This window comes from Micromonospora sp. URMC 107, assembly GCF_051386315.1.
GTDB lineage: Bacteria > Actinomycetota > Actinomycetes > Mycobacteriales > Micromonosporaceae > Micromonospora.
The window spans coordinates 1-18871 of the sequence record NZ_JBPQTK010000117.1; the positions used below are offsets into that span (position 1 = coordinate 1).

At 75.9% G+C, this 18871-nt stretch carries 14 protein-coding genes; 5 read left to right on the forward strand and 9 right to left on the reverse strand.

All coding sequences use genetic code 11. The annotated features are described in order from the left end of the window. Positions 1 to 224 precede the first annotated feature (224 nt). Both ACSNN9_RS22450 and ACSNN9_RS22455 read left to right on the forward strand, forming a co-directional pair. Complete coding sequence (locus ACSNN9_RS22450) at positions 225 to 791, forward strand: hypothetical protein (RefSeq protein ID WP_436675239.1); 567 nt, start codon at positions 225 to 227, stop codon at positions 789 to 791. Further along, on the forward strand, positions 788 to 2047 hold the full coding sequence (locus ACSNN9_RS22455) for an FAD-binding protein (protein WP_436675240.1): 1260 nt from the start codon (positions 788 to 790) through the stop codon (positions 2045 to 2047). Before ACSNN9_RS22450 ends, ACSNN9_RS22455 begins: the two co-directional genes overlap by 4 nt. Here ACSNN9_RS22455 and ACSNN9_RS22460 read toward each other — a convergent pair. Further along, positions 2044 to 3192, reverse strand: a complete 1149-nt coding sequence (locus tag ACSNN9_RS22460) for a site-2 protease family protein (protein WP_436675241.1) — start codon at positions 3190 to 3192, stop codon at positions 2044 to 2046. The genes ACSNN9_RS22455 and ACSNN9_RS22460 overlap by 4 nt on opposite strands. A gap of 126 nt (positions 3193 to 3318) precedes the next feature. Beyond that, positions 3319 to 4332 carry a hypothetical protein gene (locus ACSNN9_RS22465; RefSeq protein ID WP_436675242.1) on the reverse strand — a complete coding sequence of 338 codons (1014 nt, stop codon included), beginning with the start codon at positions 4330 to 4332 and terminating at the stop codon, positions 3319 to 3321. Between the two features lie 132 nt (positions 4333 to 4464). Between ACSNN9_RS22465 and ACSNN9_RS22470 the strand changes: the two genes are divergently transcribed. Further along, positions 4465 to 5118 (forward strand): TetR/AcrR family transcriptional regulator, encoded by a 654-nt coding sequence (locus ACSNN9_RS22470; RefSeq protein WP_436675243.1) that lies wholly within the window; start codon positions 4465 to 4467, stop codon positions 5116 to 5118. An 84-nt stretch (positions 5119 to 5202) separates the two neighbouring features. Then, entirely contained in the window at positions 5203 to 7293 is a 2091-nt protein-coding gene (locus ACSNN9_RS22475) for a prolyl oligopeptidase family serine peptidase (RefSeq protein ID WP_436675244.1), read from the forward strand. 11 nt (positions 7294 to 7304) lie between these two features. Here ACSNN9_RS22475 and ACSNN9_RS22480 read toward each other — a convergent pair whose 3' ends face one another. The 7 genes from ACSNN9_RS22480 to ACSNN9_RS22510 form a co-directional block, all read right to left on the reverse strand. Further along, the gene (locus ACSNN9_RS22480; RefSeq protein WP_436675245.1) at positions 7305 to 8198 is read right to left on the reverse strand and encodes a L,D-transpeptidase; all 894 of its coding nucleotides are present in this window, start codon (positions 8196 to 8198) and stop codon (positions 7305 to 7307) included. Positions 8199 to 8317: 119 nt separating this feature from the next. Further along, the gene (locus ACSNN9_RS22485) at positions 8318 to 9766 is read right to left on the reverse strand and encodes an alpha-amylase (protein WP_436675246.1); all 1449 of its coding nucleotides are present in this window, start codon (positions 9764 to 9766) and stop codon (positions 8318 to 8320) included. 232 nt (positions 9767 to 9998) lie between these two features. Further along, the gene (gene serS / locus ACSNN9_RS22490) at positions 9999 to 11282 is read right to left on the reverse strand and encodes a serine--tRNA ligase (RefSeq protein WP_436675247.1); all 1284 of its coding nucleotides are present in this window, start codon (positions 11280 to 11282) and stop codon (positions 9999 to 10001) included. A 154-nt stretch (positions 11283 to 11436) separates the two neighbouring features. Next, entirely contained in the window at positions 11437 to 12513 is a 1077-nt protein-coding gene (locus ACSNN9_RS22495) for a MerR family transcriptional regulator (protein WP_436675252.1), read from the reverse strand. Positions 12514 to 12586: 73 nt separating this feature from the next. Further along, entirely contained in the window at positions 12587 to 13768 is a 1182-nt protein-coding gene (locus ACSNN9_RS22500) for a saccharopine dehydrogenase family protein (RefSeq protein WP_436675248.1), read from the reverse strand. A 44-nt stretch (positions 13769 to 13812) separates the two neighbouring features. Continuing rightward, positions 13813 to 14991, reverse strand: coding sequence for an alcohol dehydrogenase catalytic domain-containing protein (locus tag ACSNN9_RS22505; protein WP_436675249.1), 1179 nt, complete (start codon positions 14989 to 14991; stop codon positions 13813 to 13815). Then, positions 14988 to 15428 carry a hypothetical protein gene (locus tag ACSNN9_RS22510; protein ID WP_436675250.1) on the reverse strand — a complete coding sequence of 147 codons (441 nt, stop codon included), beginning with the start codon at positions 15426 to 15428 and terminating at the stop codon, positions 14988 to 14990. The genes ACSNN9_RS22505 and ACSNN9_RS22510 overlap by 4 nt, the downstream gene beginning before the upstream one ends. Positions 15429 to 15638: 210 nt before the next feature. On the opposite strand from ACSNN9_RS22510, the gene ACSNN9_RS22515 reads away from it, so the two are divergent. After that, positions 15639 to 18752, forward strand: coding sequence for a LuxR C-terminal-related transcriptional regulator (locus tag ACSNN9_RS22515; RefSeq protein ID WP_436675251.1), 3114 nt, complete (start codon positions 15639 to 15641; stop codon positions 18750 to 18752). The last annotated feature ends 119 nt before the right edge of the window (positions 18753 to 18871 follow it).

The window sequence follows — 18871 nt, forward strand, 5'->3', positions numbered from 1 at the left end:
GGCGGGGGCGCCGGCGTCGGCCGGGGGCCGGGCGTGGTGCCCGCCGGATACGCCCCGCCCGACGGCGCCGGTCCGGTGCCAATCGGGTCGGTCACCTGGCCCGAGGGGAACACGTCGCCCCGCGGGGCGGGATCGCGGTAGCTGCTCATCGGCGTAGGGTTCCCCGACGACGGCGGGGTAACCGTGCCCGATCGACCGGTTTCCGACCCGCCGACGGTCGTCGGATGATGCCTCCCGACGACCACGGTGTCGAACGGGGGTACGACGTGGAACTGCACCGCAACCGGGGGGCGTTGGTGCTGCCCCTGGCCTGTGTGGTCGGCGGCGGGGTGCTGCTGGCGCTGCCGGGGGAGCACACGTTGCTGCGCCGGCTGGTCGCCCTCGGGGCCGTGCTGCTGGGCGGGGGCGTGCTGGTCGGCCTGCTGCGCCCGTTCCGGTTCGTCATCGACGCCGACGGCCTGACCGTCCGCCGCCCCGGGCTGCGCCGCACGATCGCGTGGGCGGAGGTCGCGGCGCTGGCGCTGACCCGGCCGCCGGCCCGGGACGGACTGTCGCCGACGCCGCGCCTGCTGCTCGTGCCCGCGCCGGGCGCGCTGGCCGACCTGCCGACCGACGCGCGCCACCCGGCCGACGGCCGGGCCGCGGTGGAGCTGCTGGACCTGGCGCGGGTCCGGGAGAAGCCCGCCGAGGTGGCGGCGGCGCTGGCCCGGCATGCCGGGGACCGCTTCGTTGACGCGCTCGGCGGGGCCCCGGCCGACGAGCGGTCCGCCGATCGCCACCGCACCCCGTGAGCGCCGCCGGGGCCGGGCCACGGCGCAACTGGGCGGGCAACGTCCGCTACGCAGCCCGCCGCCACCACCGCCCCTCCTCCCTCGACGAGCTGCGCCGGCTGGTGGCCGGCAGCGACCGCCTCCGGGTGGTGGGCACCGGACACTCGTTCAACCGCCTCGGCGACACCACCGGCGACCTGGTCTCGCTGGCCGGGCTGCCCGCGACCGTCGCGCTCGACCCGGACCGCCGGGCCGTCACGGTGCCGGCCGCCATGCGGTACGGGGACCTCGCGGCCTGGCTGCACGCGCGCGGGTACGCCCTGGCCAACCTCGCCTCGCTGCCGCACATCTCGGTCGCCGGGGCGGTCGCCACCGGCACCCACGGCTCGGGGGAGACGATCGGCAACCTGGCCAGCGCGGTCGCCGGGCTGGAGCTGGTCACGGCCGGCGGCGACCTGCTGACCGTGGACCGGGCGGCCGACGGGGACACCTTCGCCGGCATGGTCGTCGCGCTGGGCGCGCTGGGCGTCGTCACCCGGGTCACCCTGGACGTGGTGCCGACCTTCGAGGTCCGTCAGCACGTCCGCCTCGGCCTGTCCCGCGCGGCGCTGGACGCGGCGTTCGCCTCGGCGTACAGCGTCAGCGTCTTCACCGACTGGCGGTCGCCGCGGCTGCGGGAGGTGTGGGTCAAGCAGCGCGCGGACGCGGCCCCGCTCCCGGCGGACTGGCTCGGCACCACGGCGGCCGACGCGCCGCGGCACCCCGTGTCGGGCATGCCCGCGCGGAACTGCACCCCGCAGCTCGGCGTGCCGGGCCCGTGGCACGAACGGCTGCCGCACTTCCGGCTCGGCTTCACCCCCAGCAGCGGGGAGGAGTTGCAGTCGGAGTACCACGTGCCGCGCGGCTCGGCGGCGGCGGCGCTGGCCGCGCTGGACCCGGTGGCGCACCTGATCGCGCCGGTGCTCCAGGTCTGCGAGCTGCGGGCGGTGGCCGCCGACGGGCTGTGGCTCAGCCCGAACCACGAGCGGGACAGCCTCGCCATCCACTTCACCTGGACCGCGGACGCGGCGGCGGTGCTGCCGGTGGTGGCGGCGGTGGAGGAGCGGCTCGCTCCGTTCGCGCCGCGCCCGCACTGGGGGAAGGTCTTCGGCCTCGCCCCGGCGGTCCTCGCCGCGGCCTGGCCCCGGTACGCCGACTTCCTCGACCTGGCGCGCCGGCTCGACCCGGCCGGCACGTTCCGCACCGACCTGCTCGACCACTACCTTCCGCGCGACTAGCGGCCGGGCCGGCTGTCGCCCAGCTGCTCGCGGAGGCTGCCGCGCTGCACCGCCCGGCTGATGTCGCTCGGCGAGACGATCCCGACGAGCCGGCCGTCGGTCACCACCAGCGCCCGCCCGTCGGCGCACTCGCTGAGCCGGGGGAGCAGCTCGTTCAGCGGCTCCTCCGGCCGGGCGAGGACCAGCTCGTCGGCGCGGCAGGCCACCTCGGCCAGCGTGGTGGCGGCCCGGCGGTCCGCCGGGATGCCGCGCACCCGGTCGAGGGTGACCAGGCCGACGGGCCGGTCGTCCTCGGTCAGCGGCAGCGCCGTGTGCCGGTACGCGAAGAGGTAGTGGTCGACGAAGTCGCCCACCGTCATCTGCCCCGACGCGGTCTGCGGCTGCGGCGTCATCACGTCGGCCACCCGGACGCCCCGCAGCGCGCTGCCCATCCGGGCCTGCCGCTCCTCCATGCCGGCGGCGCCGATCAGGAACCAGCCGATCAGGGCCAGCCACAGCCCGCCGAAGCCGACGCCGGCCAGGAACTGCCACAGCCCGAGGCCGATCAGCACGGCGCCGAGCACCCAGCCGGCCCGGGCGGCGACGACCGACGCCCTCGTCCGGTCGCCGGTGGCCTTCCAGACGGCCGCGCGCAGCAGCCGCCCGCCGTCGAGCGGGGCGGCCGGCAGCGCGTTGAAGACCGCCAGCAGCACGTTGATGCCGGCCAGCCAGCCCAGCGAGCCGATCAACAGCCCCTCCACCCCGGCCAGGGCGAGCACCACCGCGATCGCGCCGAAGAAGAGCCCGATCAGCAGGCTCACCAGCGGGCCGACGCCGGCGATGCGCAGCTCCGCGCCGGGGTCGCGCGCCTCGCCGCGCAGCTCGGCCACCCCGCCGAAGAGCCAGAGGGTGATCCCGCCGACCTCCAGCCCGTTGCGCTTGGCGACGATCGCGTGCGAGACCTCGTGGGCGAGCAGGCCGAGGAAGAAGACCACCGCCGCCGCGAGCCCCGCCAGGACGTACGCGGCGACGGGTCGGTCCGGGTAGGCCCGGGGGAACTGGTTGGCCGACAGCCCCCACGCGATCAGCGCGAAGATGACCAGGACGCTCCAATTGACCCCGACCGGTACGCCCGCGATCCGGCCGAGCCGGAAACTCGCCCTCATGTTCGGGTACTACCCGCGACGGTCACGTGCATGCCAGCTCAGACAGCCTCGCGGGTGTGGCCTCCCGAGCCCACTACACCGGGCGGATCACCTACGTGACCCACCGCCGCGGGTGGCGCCTGACCGTCATCCCCTCCGGTACCGCTGCGCCACTGCTGCGAAGGCGGCCTTGGGTTCCCATTCCATGTCGGGGTAGGTCTGTCCCCGGCACCCTTCGAGGAGTTTGACGATACCCAGGCCAGCCCGGTCCAAGTCGTACCTGGGGTCGCCGTCCGGGCGGTGCGGGTAGCCAGGCAGGGCGAACAGGAACACGAACGCGCTGTCCACGCCCTCGGTCTCGAAGATCTCCAGCAGTTCGCTCAGATATGCGGCCTGGCCGGCCTCGTCACGCTCGTAGATGCCGTTGAGCCGGACAGGAGCCCTGGTCTCCGGGTCGTACTCGACCACTTCCAGCACCCGCCCACCGCGGTCCCCCGCGCCGCGGTAGGCCGCGGTGCCGAAGCCGGTGATGGCGAGCGGCTTCGGGCCCTGGGCCAGGGTGCGCACCGCGTCCCGGAACCGGTCGGCGACCTCGGCGGAGCGGATCAGCTCGAACGTCACCACGTCGAAGGGAGTCCAGTCGACCTGCTCGAACTGGATGGATGCGTAGGTGAGCCTGCCCTGGAAGCGCTCGCGGACCGTGGCCGCGGCCTCGCGGAGGAAGGCGTTGATGCGCACGCCGAGCTCGCGGATCGCCTCGGCCCGCCGCTCGGGTCGGCTCATCAGCTGCTCGACCCGCTCCTCGGGGCTCTCCCCGGACAGGAACCCGCGGTTCATCACGCTCAGCTCGACCCCGGCAACGAAGACGACTGTGGCCCCCTGCCGCCGGAGCCGTTCCGCTCGCTCGGCGCAGTCGCGGAAGAGCACGAGGATCTGCTCCGGATCCAGCTCAAGCGGATAGGGCGAGAACCAGACCTCCAAGCCGAGCTCGGCGGCGGCACCGGCGGCCAGCTCCAGTCGATCCGGGTCGCCGCCGATGATCTGGATCGCGTTGCAGTGCAGGTCGTCGCGGATGATGGCGAGCTCGCGCCGGACCACCTCGGGGTCGAAGTTCTCGCGGGATATCTGGTCGTTCACGACGAATCCGGTGTCGTAGGTCATCCCTCTTGCTCGCATGGTCACGTCCTCTTCCGTCGGTCTCGGTCGGGTCGAGGCTGGCACAAAAAGTGCGTGCGCGCAAGTTTGCGTACCCGCAACTTTGGTGCGTGCATCCCTGCGTGGGACGCTGGGACCGTGACGACACCAGCGGGGCTGCGGGAGCGGAAGAAGCAGGCCACGCGCGAGGCGCTACGCGAGGCGGCCCTGCGCTTGGCCGAGGAGCGCGGACTGGACCAGGTGCGGGTCGAGGACATCGCCGAAGCGGCCGGGGTCTCGCCGCGCACCTACAACAACTACTTCGCCAGCCGCGAGCAGGCGATCGTCTCTGCCGTGACCGCGGACCGGGAGGCGCGGATCGCGGCGGCGGTCGCGGCCCGGCCCGCAGGGGTGCGCCTGGCTGACGCCGTCACCCAGGCAGTGGTCGAGCAGTACACGAACACCGGCGAGCGCGAACAGAAGGCGCTGCTGCTGATCACCACCCGGACCGCGCTGCGCGACGCGTTCCTCGATACCACCGCCGGCATTGAGCGCCCTCTCGCGGCGGTGATCGCCGAACGCCTGGACGACGCCGGAGCACACACGGCCCGCGTCCTCGCGGCAAGCGTGGCCGGGGCGGTTCGCATCGCGCTGGAGAGCTGGCTCCGGCCGGCCGGGAGCACGGACGCCGCCGAGAGTTCGGCCGCCGGAGGACTGGTCGTGCCCTCCGGCTCACTGGCCGACCAGCTCCGCAGGGCGCTGGCCCCGCTCGCGCCCGCGTTCGACGCCGCCGAGCAACACACCCGGCCGTGAAGCCGACCCGACCGGAGCCGGGTGGTCGTCGCCATGCCGACAGGTGCCCCGACTCGGGCGTCTCCCGTCGGGCATAGTGGCGGGGTGGCGACGGTGAGCGTGGAGAGCGACGACCCGTACCTCTGGCTGGAGGACCTCGACGGTGCGGACGCCGCCCGGTGGGTGCGCGAGCGCAACGCGGAGACCGCCGCCGCGTTCACCGGTGGCGAGGCGTTCGCCGTCCTGCGCAGCGAGATCCGGCGGGTGCTCGACGCCGACGACCGGATCGCCCTGCCGCGACGGCGCGGGGAGCACCTCTACGAATTCTGGACCGACGCCGCGCATCCGCGTGGGCTCTGGCGCCGGACGACGATCGAGGAGTACCGCCGGCCCGAGCCGGAGTGGGACGTGCTGCTCGACCTGGACGCGCTGGCCGCAGCGGAGGGCGAGAACTGGGTCTGGGGCGGGGCGACCGTGCTGCGCCCCGGTCACGGGCGCTGCCTGGTCAGCCTGTCCCGGGGCGGCGGCGACGCGGCCGTCGTGCGCGAGTTCGACCTCGGCCGCCGCGTCTTCGTGGAGGACGGCTTCACGCTGCCCGAGGCGAAGAGCGACGTCGGCTGGATCGACGCCGACCACGTCTACGTCGCCACCGACTTCGGGCCCGGCTCGCTGACCTCCTCCGGGTATCCCCGGGTGGTCAGGCGGTGGCGGCGGGGCACGCCGCTGTCGGAGGCGGAGGTGGTCCAGGAGGGGCACGCCGACGACGTCGCCGCGTGGGCCACGCACGACCCGACGCCCGGCTTCGAGCGCGATTTCGTGGGCCGCCGGCTGGACTTCTACCGCTCGGAGCGGCACCTGCTGACGGGGACGGGCGAGCGGATCCTGATCGCCGTGCCGGAGGACGCCGAGTGGGACGTGCACCGCGAGTGGCTCCTGGTCCGGCTGCGATCGCCGTGGCCGGTCGGTGGGGTGACCCATCCGGCGGGCGCCCTGCTGGTGACCCGGTTCGACGCGTTCCTCGCCGGCGAGCGGGAGATGACGGTGCTCTTCCGGCCCGACGACCGCACGTCGCTGAGCGGGCACTTCTGGACCCGCGACCACCTGATCCTGGCCACCCTCGTCGACGTGCGGAGCCGGCTCGAGGTCCTGACGCCCGACGGGGAGGGCTGGCGGCGGGAGCCGCTCCCGGGGGTGCCGGAGTTCGACCACAGCCGCGTCGTGGACACCGATCCGGACGACGACGACTCCTACCTGCTCGTCTCGGAGGGGTTCCTCCAGCCGGCGACGCTGCGGCTCGGACAGGTCGGCGGCGCGGTCGAGACGCTCAGGCGGGCGCCGGCGTCCTTCGACGCGGACGGCCTGGCGGTGCGCCAGTTCTTCGCCACCTCGGCCGACGGCACGCGGGTGCCGTACTTCGTGGTGGGGGACCCGGACGCGCCCGGCGGGCCGACGCTGCTCACCGGCTACGGCGGCTACGAGATCTCCCTGACCCCGTACCACAGCGGGATCATCGGCCGGGGCTGGCTGGCCCGGGGCGGCACCTACGTGGTGGCGAACATCCGGGGCGGCGGGGAGTACGGCCCCCGGTGGCACCGCGCCGCGCTGCGCGAGAACCGGCCCCGGGCCTACGAGGACTTCGCGGCGGTGGCGGCCGACCTCGTGACGCGCGGCATCACCTCGCCGGAGCGGCTCGGCATCTTCGGCGGCAGCAACGGCGGCCTGCTGACGGGGGTGATGCTGACCCGTCACCCGGCGCTGTTCGGGGCGGTCGTCGCGCACGTGCCGGTGCTGGACATGCGGCGCTACCACCGGCTGCTGGCCGGTGCCTCGTGGATGGCCGAGTACGGCGACCCGGACGTGGCGGCCGACTGGGAGTTCCTGCGCCGGTACTCGCCGTACCACAACGTCCGCGGCGGTTCGGCGTACCCGCCGGTCCTGTTGGTCACCTCGACGCGCGACGACCGGGTACACCCCGGGCACGCCCGCAAGATGGCGGCCCGGCTGCGCGAGCACGGCCACGAGGTGGCCTACCACGAGAACGTCGAGGGCGGGCACGGCGCGGCGGCGAACAACGAGCAGCGCGCCTTCGTCTGGGCGCTGACGCTGGAGTTCCTGTGGCGCACGCTCGGGCAGGCGCGCCCGTCCCTGCCGCGTCAGTTCCCGCTGGCCGGAGCGGACGAGCGGGTCGCCCCTTGAGTCAGGCGGCGTCAGGCCGTCGGTGGCGGGGCGGGCAGTTCGTCGACCACCACCACCTCGGTGCCGGGACGGAGCTCGGCCAGCAGCTCCCGCTGCCCGCTCTTCGTCAGCCGGATGCAGCCGTTGGTGGTGTTCCGGCCCAGCTCGCCGTCGTGGTACCAGCTGTGCACGCCGATGTGCGCGCCGCGCAGGCCCGCCGGCACCGAGTCCGGGTCGTCGGGCACCGAGCCGAGGGCGAAGATGTCGACGCCTCCGTACACGCTCTCCGGCGGCGGGGTCCGGCCGAGGACGAAGGTCCGGCCCAGCGGGGTCTCCTGGCCGCGCTGGCCGAGGCTGACCTCCCAGCTGCGGATGGCCCGGCCGGCCCGGTACCAGGTGAGTCGGTGCGGCTTGCGTTCCACCACGAGCTGGTCGCGCAGCGCCACGGTGGTGTAGCCGCCGGGCGGCAGCCAGGCGAGCGTGCGGTTGGCCGACGGGAGCAGCACCGCCACCCAGCCGGCCCGCCGCTGGGCGATCGGCATGGTCAGCTCGACGCCGCTGATGGTGGGGTCGAGGAAGGCCAGCGGCCGGCCGCCGGGGGCGGTGTAGGCGGCGATCCGGCGGGTCGGGTGCAGGCCCTCGGTCAGCGGCCTGGTGTCCAGGGTGTCCGGGTCGGCGGGGAAGCCGGTGGGGGCCGGGTCGTAGTCGACCACCGGCAGGTGGTCCGGCGCGGGCGCGGCGACGGGCACCCGCTCGGGCGTCGGGGCCGCGCTGGTCGGCGCGGGCGCTTCGACGACCGGCGGCGCGGGGGGCGCGGTCCGGGGGGTGAGCGCCCAGCCCGTCGCCCCGGCGGCCAGCAGGAGCAGGGGTACGCCGACGGCAGCCAGCACGCGGACGGGCCGCCGGTTCATTCGGTCAAAACGCACAAACAAACTGTAACGGGTGGAGGACGGCGAAACCCCGCCCTGGCCGGAATGTCGGCCGGGGCGGGGTGCGCGCCGGTGGGGACCGCCAGTCGGGGCGGTATCCGCGCCGGTGGGGGCCGTCAGCTCAGCCGGGCGCCCGCGTGGATGGCGATCGCGTCGTGGGCGGGCACGTTCGCGGCGAACCAGCCGTTGCCGTCCACGGTGATCACCGGCCCGCTGCACGTGCCGTTGCCGAAGGTGCCGTGGATGACGTCGCAGTAGCGGCCGGCCGGCAGGCCGGTCTGGTACGACCGACCGGTGACCGCGTAATCCTCGTCGTTGATCGTGACGTAGCCCTTGCCGGCCCGGCCGAAGGCGATGTGGTTGTTGCCGTTGTCGTACCAGTTGACGACGCCGGCGCCCTCGGTGGCGTTGCGGAAGCCGACCATGTTGGCGACGACCGGCCAGCGGTGCTCGCACTCCCAGCCCGAGTAGCAGGTGGCGTCCAGGGTCCTGCCGGAGGCGTCCGACGGCGGGCCCTGGTCGCGCTGGCTGAACGTGTAGCTCGACATGACGGTCGGGGAGCCGTACGGCCAGGCGAGCATGAACGCGTTGGCCAGCGCGTAGATGCCCCGGTCGCGGTACGTCAGCACCCCGCCGACGTCGCGCTGGGTGTCGTGGTTGTCCACGAAGACGGCCGCGGAGGCGCTGGGCAGGTGCCCCCAGCCCTCGCCGAAGTTGCGCAGGTAGGCGAGCCGTTCGGAGCGGAAGACCCGGGCCAGGTCCTTGCCGTAGCGGAACTCGTGCACGTCGCCGTTGCCGGTGTACTCGCCCGGCTGGATCGGCTCGCCGGCGCCGTGGATCACCTCCTGCACGATGTACGCCGAGCGGGACAGCTTGCCCTTGATGGCGGCGATGTCGGCGGCCGGCATGTGCTTGCTGGCGTCCATCCGGAAGCCGTCGACGCCGAGCGAGAGCAGGTCGTTGAGGTAGCCGGCGATCCTCGTCCGGACGTAGTCCGACTCGGTCCTGAGGTCGGCGAGGTTGACCAGCTCGCAGTTCTGCACCTCCCACCGGTCGTTGTAGTTGGCGATGTCGTCGCCGCCGTTGCGACCGCAGTGGTGGAAGTCCTGCGTCTGGTAGATCCCCGGGTAGTCGTAGTGCCCGTACGTCGAGCCGGCCCAGCCGGTGCCGCCGTTGTCCTGTCCGGACATGTGGTTGACGACCGCGTCGACGACCACCTTCACCCCGGCCGCGTGGCAGCTGTCGACCATGGACTTGAACTGGGCGCGGGTTCCCTTGCGGGACTCGATGCGGTAGCTGACCGGCTGGTACGCCAGCCACCACTGCGAGCCCCGGACGTGCTCCTGGGGCGGCGAGACCTGCACCCAGCCGTAGCCCTTAGGGCCGAGGGTGGTGCGGCACTCGGTGGCCACCGAGGACCAGTTCCACTCGAAGAGGTTGGCGATGACCTTCTTTGTGCCCGCGGGGGCCGCGGCGGCCGGGGGCGCCGTCGTGGCGGTGGGGGCGATCAGGGCGGCGATCACGCCGAGGGCGACGATCGCCGACAACCGTCGACGTCTCTGCATGGGAGGACTCCTGACGGGGCGGGGACGGGGCGGAGGCGAGGCCGGGGAACCCCGGCGCTGCCGAGATCTTGCAGCGCGGCTTGAAAATTTCCGAAAGGTTACAAGCGCATTGCAAGCGCTGTCAATGCATGGGCATGTGTGGATGCGTTGACGTGCCCCCGGGACCGGACGAAACGTCACGCGCCCGTGTCGAAGAACTCGACACGGGCGCGCGGGGAAGGGACCGGTACGGTCAGCGGGGGGTCAGGCGGTCGGTGCCCAGGCGGGCCTGGAGCACCTCGGGGACCAGCACCGAGCCGTCGGGCTGCTGGAACTGCTCCAGGATGGCCGGGAAGAGCCGGCTGGTGGCCAGCGCCGACCCGTTGAGGGTGTGCACGAAGCGGGTCTGCTTGCCGCCCGGCTCGCGGTAGCGGATGGCCGCCCGGCGCGCCTGGTAGTCGCCGGCCCAGGAGACCGACGACACCTCCTTGTACTTGCCGGTGCTCGGCATCCACACCTCGATGTCGAGGGTCTTCTTCATCGACGCGCTGGCGTCGCCGGCCGAGAGCAGGGTGCGCTGGTAGTGCAGGCCCAGCTTCTCGACCAGGCTCTCCGCGTGCCGGAGCATCTCCTCCAGCGCGGCGTCGGCCTGATCCGGCAGGCAGAACTGGAAGATCTCCACCTTGTTGAACTGGTGGCCCCGCACGGTGCCCCGCTCGTCGGAGTGCGAGCCGGCCGCCTCGCGGCGGTAGCAGGGGGTGTACGCGAACGCCTTCAGCGGCAGCTTCGCGGTCTCCAGGATCTCGTCCTGGTACGCCCCGAGGATCGCCGTCTCCGAGGTGGGCAGCAGGAACTGGCCGCGTGGGGCGGACTCCCGGTCCAGGTGGTAGACGTCGTCGTAGAACTTCGGGAACTGCCCGGCGGCGAACCCGGCGGTGTCCAGCAGCAGGTGCGGCGGGAGCAGGAACTCGTAGCCGGCGCTGAGGTGCTCGTCGACGAAGAAGTTCAGCAGCGCCCACTCCAGCCGGGCGCCCATGCCGGTGTACATCCAGAAGCCGGAGCCGCCGAGCTTGACCCCGCGCTCGTGGTCGACCAGGCCCAACATCCGGCTCAGCTCGATGTGGTCGCGGACCTTCCCGATCACCGGCGGCTCGCCGAAGGTCCGGACGACCCGGTTGGCCTCCTTGCCGCCCGGCACCACGTCGTCGGCGGGGAGGTTGGGCAGCTCGCTCATCACGCCGCGCAGCCGGGACTGCACCTCGTCCAGCTCGGACTCCAGCTCGGCGAGCTGCTTGCGGCCCGCCTCCGGCGCGGAGACCTCCGGCTCGGTGCCGGCGCGCTTCGCCGCCGCGTACGCGCGCGCCTCGGCCTTGCGGCGCTGCCGCTCGCCGTCGATCCCACTGATCAGGGCACGGCGTTCCTGGTCGAGCCGCTGGATCTCGTCCAGGGCCCGGTTGACCTCGGCGGGATCCAGTCGCTTCGCCAGCGCGGTCGCCACCGCCTCGCGATCCTTCCGGATCAACTCCATGTCGAGCATGCTGCTCCGTACGCTCCGTCCGGACGTCGGGTGGACCCACCGATGCTACCGTCGCGGCCCGGTCGCGCCCCGGCCCGGTCTCGACGGCCCCGCGCGGGCGGCGTCGCGCCCCCGGAACGCCGGCTGGCGCGGCGCGTCGGGGCGGGCGTGGCGGTCAGAGCCGGATGGGCATCAGGACGGAGAACGCGTCGACGTCGTCCGGCCGGCGCACCGCCAGCGGGGCGATCGGGCCGTCCAGCTCCAGCAGCAGCTGGCCCCGGCCGGCCGCGTCGAGGGCCTGGAGCAGGTAGCCGCCGTTGACCCCGACCCGGAACGCGTCCTCCTCCCCGGTCAGCTCGTCCGCCCCGAACAGCCGTACCCCGCCCCTCCCGTCCGGGCCGAGCACGGTCACCGCGAGCGGGGCGCCGTCGTGCCGCCGGGTGACCACGGGGGCGTCGGCGCTGGTCAGGGCCGCCCGCAGGGCGTCGGCGTCGATTGTCAGCCGGTGCGCCGGCCCGTCGTCGCCCGCCGGGCGGAGCAGGCGGCGGTGGTCCGGGAAGTCGTACGGCAGGGCGGCGGCGTCGACCGTGTGGCCGGCGACGGAGAGCGCGATGGAGTCGCCGGCCACCGTCAGCCGGGCCTCGCCGGTGACGCCCGCGCCGGTGTCGAGCAGGGCCCGCACCTCGTCGACGAAGGCGACCGGGGCGAGCACCCGCACCGCCGGCCCGTCGACCCGGGCGTCCGCCCGCGCGACGGCCAGCCGGTGCCGGTCGGTCGCCACCAGCCGTACGCCGTCGGGGTCGGACTCGAACAGCACGCCGCCCAGCACCGGCAGCTCGGGATCGGCGCCGACGGCGAAGCGGACCGCGTCCACGGCGGCGGCCAGGTCGACGCGGGACAGGACGAGACCGGTGGTCACCATGGGCTCCTCGGCATCGATCAACGTACGGATCCGGGAGAGCTCGCGGCGGGCGTCGGCGAGGCCGTCCTCCAGCCGGCGCAGGTGCGCGTCGAGCAGGCGGTGCACCTGCGCCGGCTCGGACCGCAGCGCGGCGGCGATCCCGGCGACCGGCATGCCGACCCGGCGCAGCCCGGCCACCAGCCGGGCGGGCGCCACCTGGTCGCCCGTGTACCAGCGGTAGCCCGTCGCCGGGTCGACCAGGGCCGGGGCCAGCACCCCGGCGGAGTCGTAGAACCGCAGGGCGCTGACGGTCAGCCCGCTGGCCCGGGCCAGCTCGCCGATGCTGCGCAGGTCGCTCTCCACGGCGCTGATCCTGTCGTCTCAACCTGGTCGAGGGTCAACCCGCCCCGCTGGCGGGCGACGGTCAGCGCGGCGTGTCCAGCACCCGGAAGGTCATCCCCGCCCGCACCAGCCGGTCCAGCAGCGCGTCGCCCATCGCGGCCACCGGGGTGACCTGACCGGCGGTGACCGGCAGGTCGTCGCCGGCCAGGCAGAGCGCCGACTCGGCGAGCATCTTCGCCGTCTCGTCGTAGCCGGGGTCGCCGCCGGCCACCTCGGTGAGCACCCGCCGCCCGCCGCCCGTGCCGGCGAACCGGACCCGGAACCAGGACCTCGCCCGCTGCTGCGGCGTCGGCCCCTGCCCGGAGGCGAGCCGGCCGAGCAGCCAGCGCCGGGTCGGCGGCAGCTTCACCAGGGTCACCAGCCCGCCCAGCCCGACCCCGCCCGCCAGCACCGTGGGCAGCCGCTTCACGGCGGCGAAGTGCCGGTAGCGGAAGTCCGGCCCGTACTCCGGCCGGGCGGCGGCCGAGCGGCGGACCACCTGCGGGTCGATGGTCGGCAGTGGCACGATCCACATGCCCAGCTCCTTCGAGCGGGCGAGGCGACCGGGCACCGCGCGGACCCGCCGCCCGCTCGGCCGCGGCTCGACCTGCCGCCGCTCGCGGGCCGCCCGGGACGCCTGCGCCGTGCGGGAGAAGGCGGTGAGCGCCGAGTGGTACGTGCCGGCGGAGAACCGCCCGCCCGCCCGGACGAAGCCGTCGACGGTGATCGGCACGTCGTCCGGCAGGTGCTTGAGCGTGAACCACACGCCCAGGTCGTGCGGGACCGAGTCGAATCCGCAGGCGTGCACCAGCCGCGCCCCGGTGCGCTCCGCCTCGGCGTGGTGGCGCACGTACATGAGGTCGACGAACTCGGGCTCGCCGGTGATGTCGAGGTAGTCGGTGCCGGCGCGCGCGCAGGCGGCGATCAGCGGCTCCCCGTGGTGCACGTACGGGCCGACGGTGGTGGCCACCACCCGGGCGCTCTCGGCGACCGCCCGCAGCGACCCCGCATCGGTGACGTCGGCGGTGAGCAGCGGCAGCCCGGCCAGCGCCGGGTCGATCGCGGCCAGCCGGTCCCGGACGGCGGCCAGCTTGCCGGGGTTGCGCCCCGCGAGCGCCCACCGCAGCCCGGGCGGGGCGTTGCGGGCCAGGTACTCGGCGGTCAGCCCTCCGGTGAAGCCGGTGGCCCCGAAGAGGACGACGTCGTACGTCCGCTGCTCACGCATCCGCCGAGTCTGTCACCCGGCGTGGCGGGCCGCAGCGTTGCGCCTCAGCCACCGGCGGGCGGGAGATCGGGGCTCAGGACGGCGCGGACGCAGCCGTCGGCCCGGTCCCGGAACAGCGCGTACCCCTGGGCGCCGCGCTCCAGCGGCAGCCGGTGGGTGGCCAGGTGCTCGGTACGCAGCTCGTCGCGGGCCATCCGCTCCAGCAGCATCGGGATGTAGCGCTGCCCGTGCTGCCGTGCGCCCCGCACCGTGAGCCCCTTGTTGGTCACGGCCCCGAGCGGAAAGGTGTCGACGAAGCCGGTGAACTCGCCGAGCAGGAAGACCGAACCACCCTTGCGGCAGGCGTGCACGGCCTCGCGTACGGCGGCCGGCCGCTCGGCGCGGCCGGTGAACCGGTCGGCCAGCGACCGGGGGCCGTGCCCGTTCCAGGCCGCCCCGACCGCCTCGACGCACACGTCCGGGCCCCGGCCGCCGGAGCGCTCGCGCAGCTCGGCGGTGACGTCGGCGAGCCGGTGGTCGATCGTCTCCGCGCCGGCGTGCCGCTCGGCCATCCGCAGCCGCTCGTCCTCGGCGTCGACGACGATGACCCGCTCCGCGCCGAGCAGCCGCGCGGCCCGCGCCGCGAGCTGCCCGACGGCGCCCGCGCCCCAGACCGCCACCACGTCGCCGGGGCGCACCTGGCCGAGGTCCGCGCCCATCCAGCCGGCCGGCGCGGCGTCGGAGGCGAACAACGCGCGGTCGTCGCTGACCGGCTCCGGCACGGTGAACGCGCCGACGTCCGCGTACGGCACCCGGACGTACTCCGCGTGGCTGCCGGCGAAGCCGCCCAGCGCCCGGGGCTGGCCGAACGCGCCCCCGGTGGGGTGGCCCCAGGCCGCCTCGGCGACGGCCGGGTCGGCGCTGCCGTTGTCGCAGCAGGAGGGCAGGTCGCGCCGGCAGTACCAGCAGCTGCCGCAGGCCACCGAGGAGCAGACCACCACCCGGTCGCCGACCCGGTGCCGGCGTACCTCCGGCCCGACCTCGACCACCTCGCCGAGGAACTCGTGCCCGAGCACGTCCCCGACGGCGAGGAAGGGCACCCGCCCGGCCAGCAGCGGCAGGTCCCCGCCGCAGGTGGCGCTCTGCCGGACCCGGACGATGGCGTCGTGGCCGTTGCGCAGCTCCGGGTCGGGCACCTGCCGTACCGCCAGCTCGCCCGTCCCCACCCAGCACAGCGCCCTCATCGCGGCGGTCCCGCCGGACGGTCGGCCGGCCAACGGTCGGCGCGGAGCACCTCGCCGGTCTCGGCGAGCTGCATGACCTCCCGCAACGCCCGGCGGACCAGCAGGCCCGGATCGTCGCCGACCAGGTGGGCGGCGAGCCCGGCCGGGGCCGCCGCGCCGGGCAGCGGCCGGGCGGCCAGCTCCGTGCCCCGGCAGCCGGGGGCCGGCCGCAGCTCGACCTGCACCGCGCCGCCGAGCCGGCGCAGGGGCTCCGGCCAACGGCCGCCGGGCAGCACCTCGCCGGGCGCGCGGTCGACGGTCACCACCTGCCAGCGCCCGGGCCGCGGATCAGGGCCGGCCGCGCGGGGCCAGGCCGACCCGCGCCGGCGTACGCCCAGCGCCCGGCCCGCCGCCGCGAGGGCGAGCGCCGCCCCGGCCGTCCCCGCGAGGCGTCCCATCCGTCCCCGCCCGTCCACCTCGGCCCCGCCTCCCGTCCCCTCCCGACGCCGCCCGCGCACCGGTGCGCGCGGCCGATCGCCCGCGTACGACCAGGGTCGCCCGGGGCGGGGTGAAGCCGGGTCCCCCCGAAGGGGTGAACGGGGCGGCGCCGGGTAACCGCCGCCCGCGGGACCTGGGGGAGTGGACGCATCGGTGGAGGGCGGGGCCGGATGCCGGAGGACGTACGGGACAGGGGAGTCGTCACGGCCGCGCGCGAGTCGGCCAATGCGCCGCTGCTGGCGTCCCGGCTGTGCCCCGCCCCACCGCCGCAACCGCTGGTGCTGCGGCCCCGGCTGCTGCGGGCGCTGGACGAGGGGACCGCCGGACCGGTCACCCTGGTCCGCGCCCCGGCGGGGTGGGGAAAGACGACGCTGCTCGCCTCCTGGTTCCGGGCCGCCGGCGAGGCCGGCGCGCACCGGGGCCGGGTGGGGGAGGGGCCGGTGACCGCCGCCGCCGAGGGACCCCGGGACGACGGGCCGGCCGGGGCCGCTCCGGGCGACTTCGGCGCGGCGGCGGGCGCCCCGGCGGAACCCGACCGGCCCCGGGCGGCCTGGGTCTCGGTGGAGGCCGGCGACGACGGGGACCGGCTCTGGTCCTACCTGGCGGCGGCGCTGCGCGCGGCCACGGATCCCGCCGACGACGTGCCGGGCCCACCCGTGCCCGACCGGCCGCCCCGCCCCGACCAGTTGGAGGTGCTGGCCGCAGCCCTCGCCGCCCGGGAACGGCCGGTCCTGCTGGTCCTGGACGACCTGCACCGGATCACCGATCCGGAGGCGCTGACCGGGCTGGAGTTCCTGCTCCGCCACGCCGAGCAGCGGCTGCGGCTGGTGGTCGGCGCCCGCGCCGGGATGCCGCTGGCGGTGCACCGGCTGCGGCTGGCCGGGGAGCTGACCGAGGTCGGCCCCGACGAGCTGGCCTTCAGCGGCGACGAGGTCGCCGACCTGCTGACCGCGCACGGGGTGGCGCTGCCGGCGGCCGGGGTGCGTCGGCTGCGGGAACGCACCGGCGGCTGGCCGGCGGCCCTCCGCTTCGCCGCGCTGGCGCTGCGCGGGCAGCCGGACCCGGCCCGCTGGGCCGAGCAGTTCGGCGGCGACCAGCCGGACGTGGCCGGCTACCTGCGCGAGGAGGTTCTCGCCGGGCTCGACCCGGACGCGCGGGACGTGCTGCGGCGCTCCGCCGTCGCCGACGCGGTCTGCGCCGGCCTCGCCGACGCGCTCACCGGCCGGACCGACGCCGAGCAGACGCTGGCCGCCCTGGCCGGTGACGGCGGGCTGCTGCGCCGCGACGGCAGCCGCCCGCCCTGGTACCGGTGCCCCCCGCTCCTGGCCGACCTGCTGCACGCCGAGCTGGGCCGGCTGCCCGCCGACGAGCTGCGCGACCTGCACCTGCGCGCGGCCGGCTGGTACGCCGACAACGGGCGACCCGCCGAGGGGCTGCGGCACGCGCTGGCCGGCGGCGACCACGACCGGGCCACCGCGCTCTTCGTGGCGCGCTGGCCGGAGCTGGTCCCGTACGACCGGGAGGCCCCCGCCGGTCGGGCGCCCGCGCCCCCGCCGCCGGAGGCCGTGCGCCGCGATCCGGAACTCGGGCTGGCCTGCGCCGCCGAGCGGGCCCGGGCCGGCGACGCCACCGCCGCCGCCGAACACCTGCGCGGCGCGGTCGAGGCCGCCCGGACCCTGCCGGCGCCGCGCCGGGACCGCTTCCGGCGGCTGGTCACTGCGCTGGAGCTCACCCTGGCCCGGCTGGCCGGCGATCCCGAAGCGGTACGCGCCGCCGCCGCCCGGCTGCTCGCCATCCGCCCCGCGTCGTCCGGAACCGCCCCGGCGGGCACGTCCCCCGCGCCGGCGGGCACGTCCCCGGCTTCGGCGGGCGCGTCCCCGGCGTCGGCGGGCGCGTCTCCCGCGCCGGCGTCGGCGGGCGCGTCTCCCGCGTCGGTGGGAGGGTCCCCGTCAGCGGCGTCGGCGGAAGCGTCCCCGTCAGCGGCGTCGTCCGCGCCGGCCCGGTCCCCGGCGGCCGGCGGTCCCGCGAGGCACCCGGCGGCGCCGGGCGGCACCGTCGACGGGCTGCTCGCCGGGCCGGTGGCGGCCGAGCCGCGGGGCGCCGGCGCCGAGGACGCCGACGTGCGGGCTGTGGCCGGCACCGCGCTGGGCCTGGCCGACCTGGCGGACGGGGACCTGCCCGCCGCCGGCCTCGCCTTCGCCCGGTCGCTGTCGGCGGCCCGGGAGGCCGGCCGGCCGCGTACGGAGCTGGTCTGCGCCAGCCGGGCCGCCCTGCTGCACGCCGTCCGGGGCGAGCTGCGGGCCGCCGAGGCCCTCGCCCGCGACGCCCTCGCCATGCCGCCCTGCCACGGGTGGTCCTGCCGGGAGGACTGCGCCCACGCGTACCTGGCGCTGGCCCTGGTCGCGCTGCACCGGGACCAGCCCGAGGAGGCGGAGGCGAACCTGGCGCTGGCCGCGCCGGCCACCGGCGAGCCGGTGGTGGGGGCGGTGGCGGCGCTGTGCCGGGCGTACCTGCTGCGGGACGCCGGTGACCTGCCCGAGGGGCACCGGGTGCTGGCCGGGGCGCGGGAGCGGCTGGCCGACCGGCCCCGGGCCGGCGAGCTGACGCACTGGCTGCTGGCCGCCGAGGCGGACGTGCGCGGGGCACGGGGCGACCTGGGGGCCGCCCGGGACCTGCTCGCCGACCGGGTACGCGACGGGGCCGCCCCGCCGCTGGCCGTCGCGCTCGCCCGGTTGGAGCTGCGCGCCGGCGACCCGCGCGCCGCCGGGTACGCGCTGCCGGACTGGGAGTCGCCGGAGGCGGCCGGCTGGCCGCTGCCCGTACGCCTGGACGCCGCCGTGCTGGACGCGGTGCTGACCCGGCGCGCGGGCGACGAGCGGCGGGCCGGACGGGTGCTGGAGCGGGCCCTGGACCTGGCCGGGCCGGAGGGCTTCCGGCGGGCGTTCACCCGCGCCGAGCCCGGGGTCCGCGACCTGCTCGCCGCGCACCTGGACGCCGGCACGGCGCACTGGCCGACGGTCAGCGACCTGGTCCGGGGCGCCGACGCGCCGCCCGAGCGGGCCCCGGCGGAGCGGGGCAGGGCAGCGCTGGACGAGCCGCTGACCGAGCGGGAGCTGACCATTCTGCGCTACCTGCAGAGCATCCTGTCCAACGTGGAGATCGCGGCCGAGCTGTCCCTGTCGGTCAACACGGTCAAGACCCACGTGCGCAACATCTACCGCAAGCTCGACGCCACCCGCCGCCGCGAGGCCGTCCGCCGAGCCCGCGACCTCCACCTGATCTGACCCACCCCACCCCACCCCACCCACCCCACCCGCCCCTCCCCGCGCCCCCCGGCCGCGTCGATCATGCAGTTGTGGTGGGCGTTCTGCCCTCCGAAGCCCCATTTGCGGGGCACCACAAC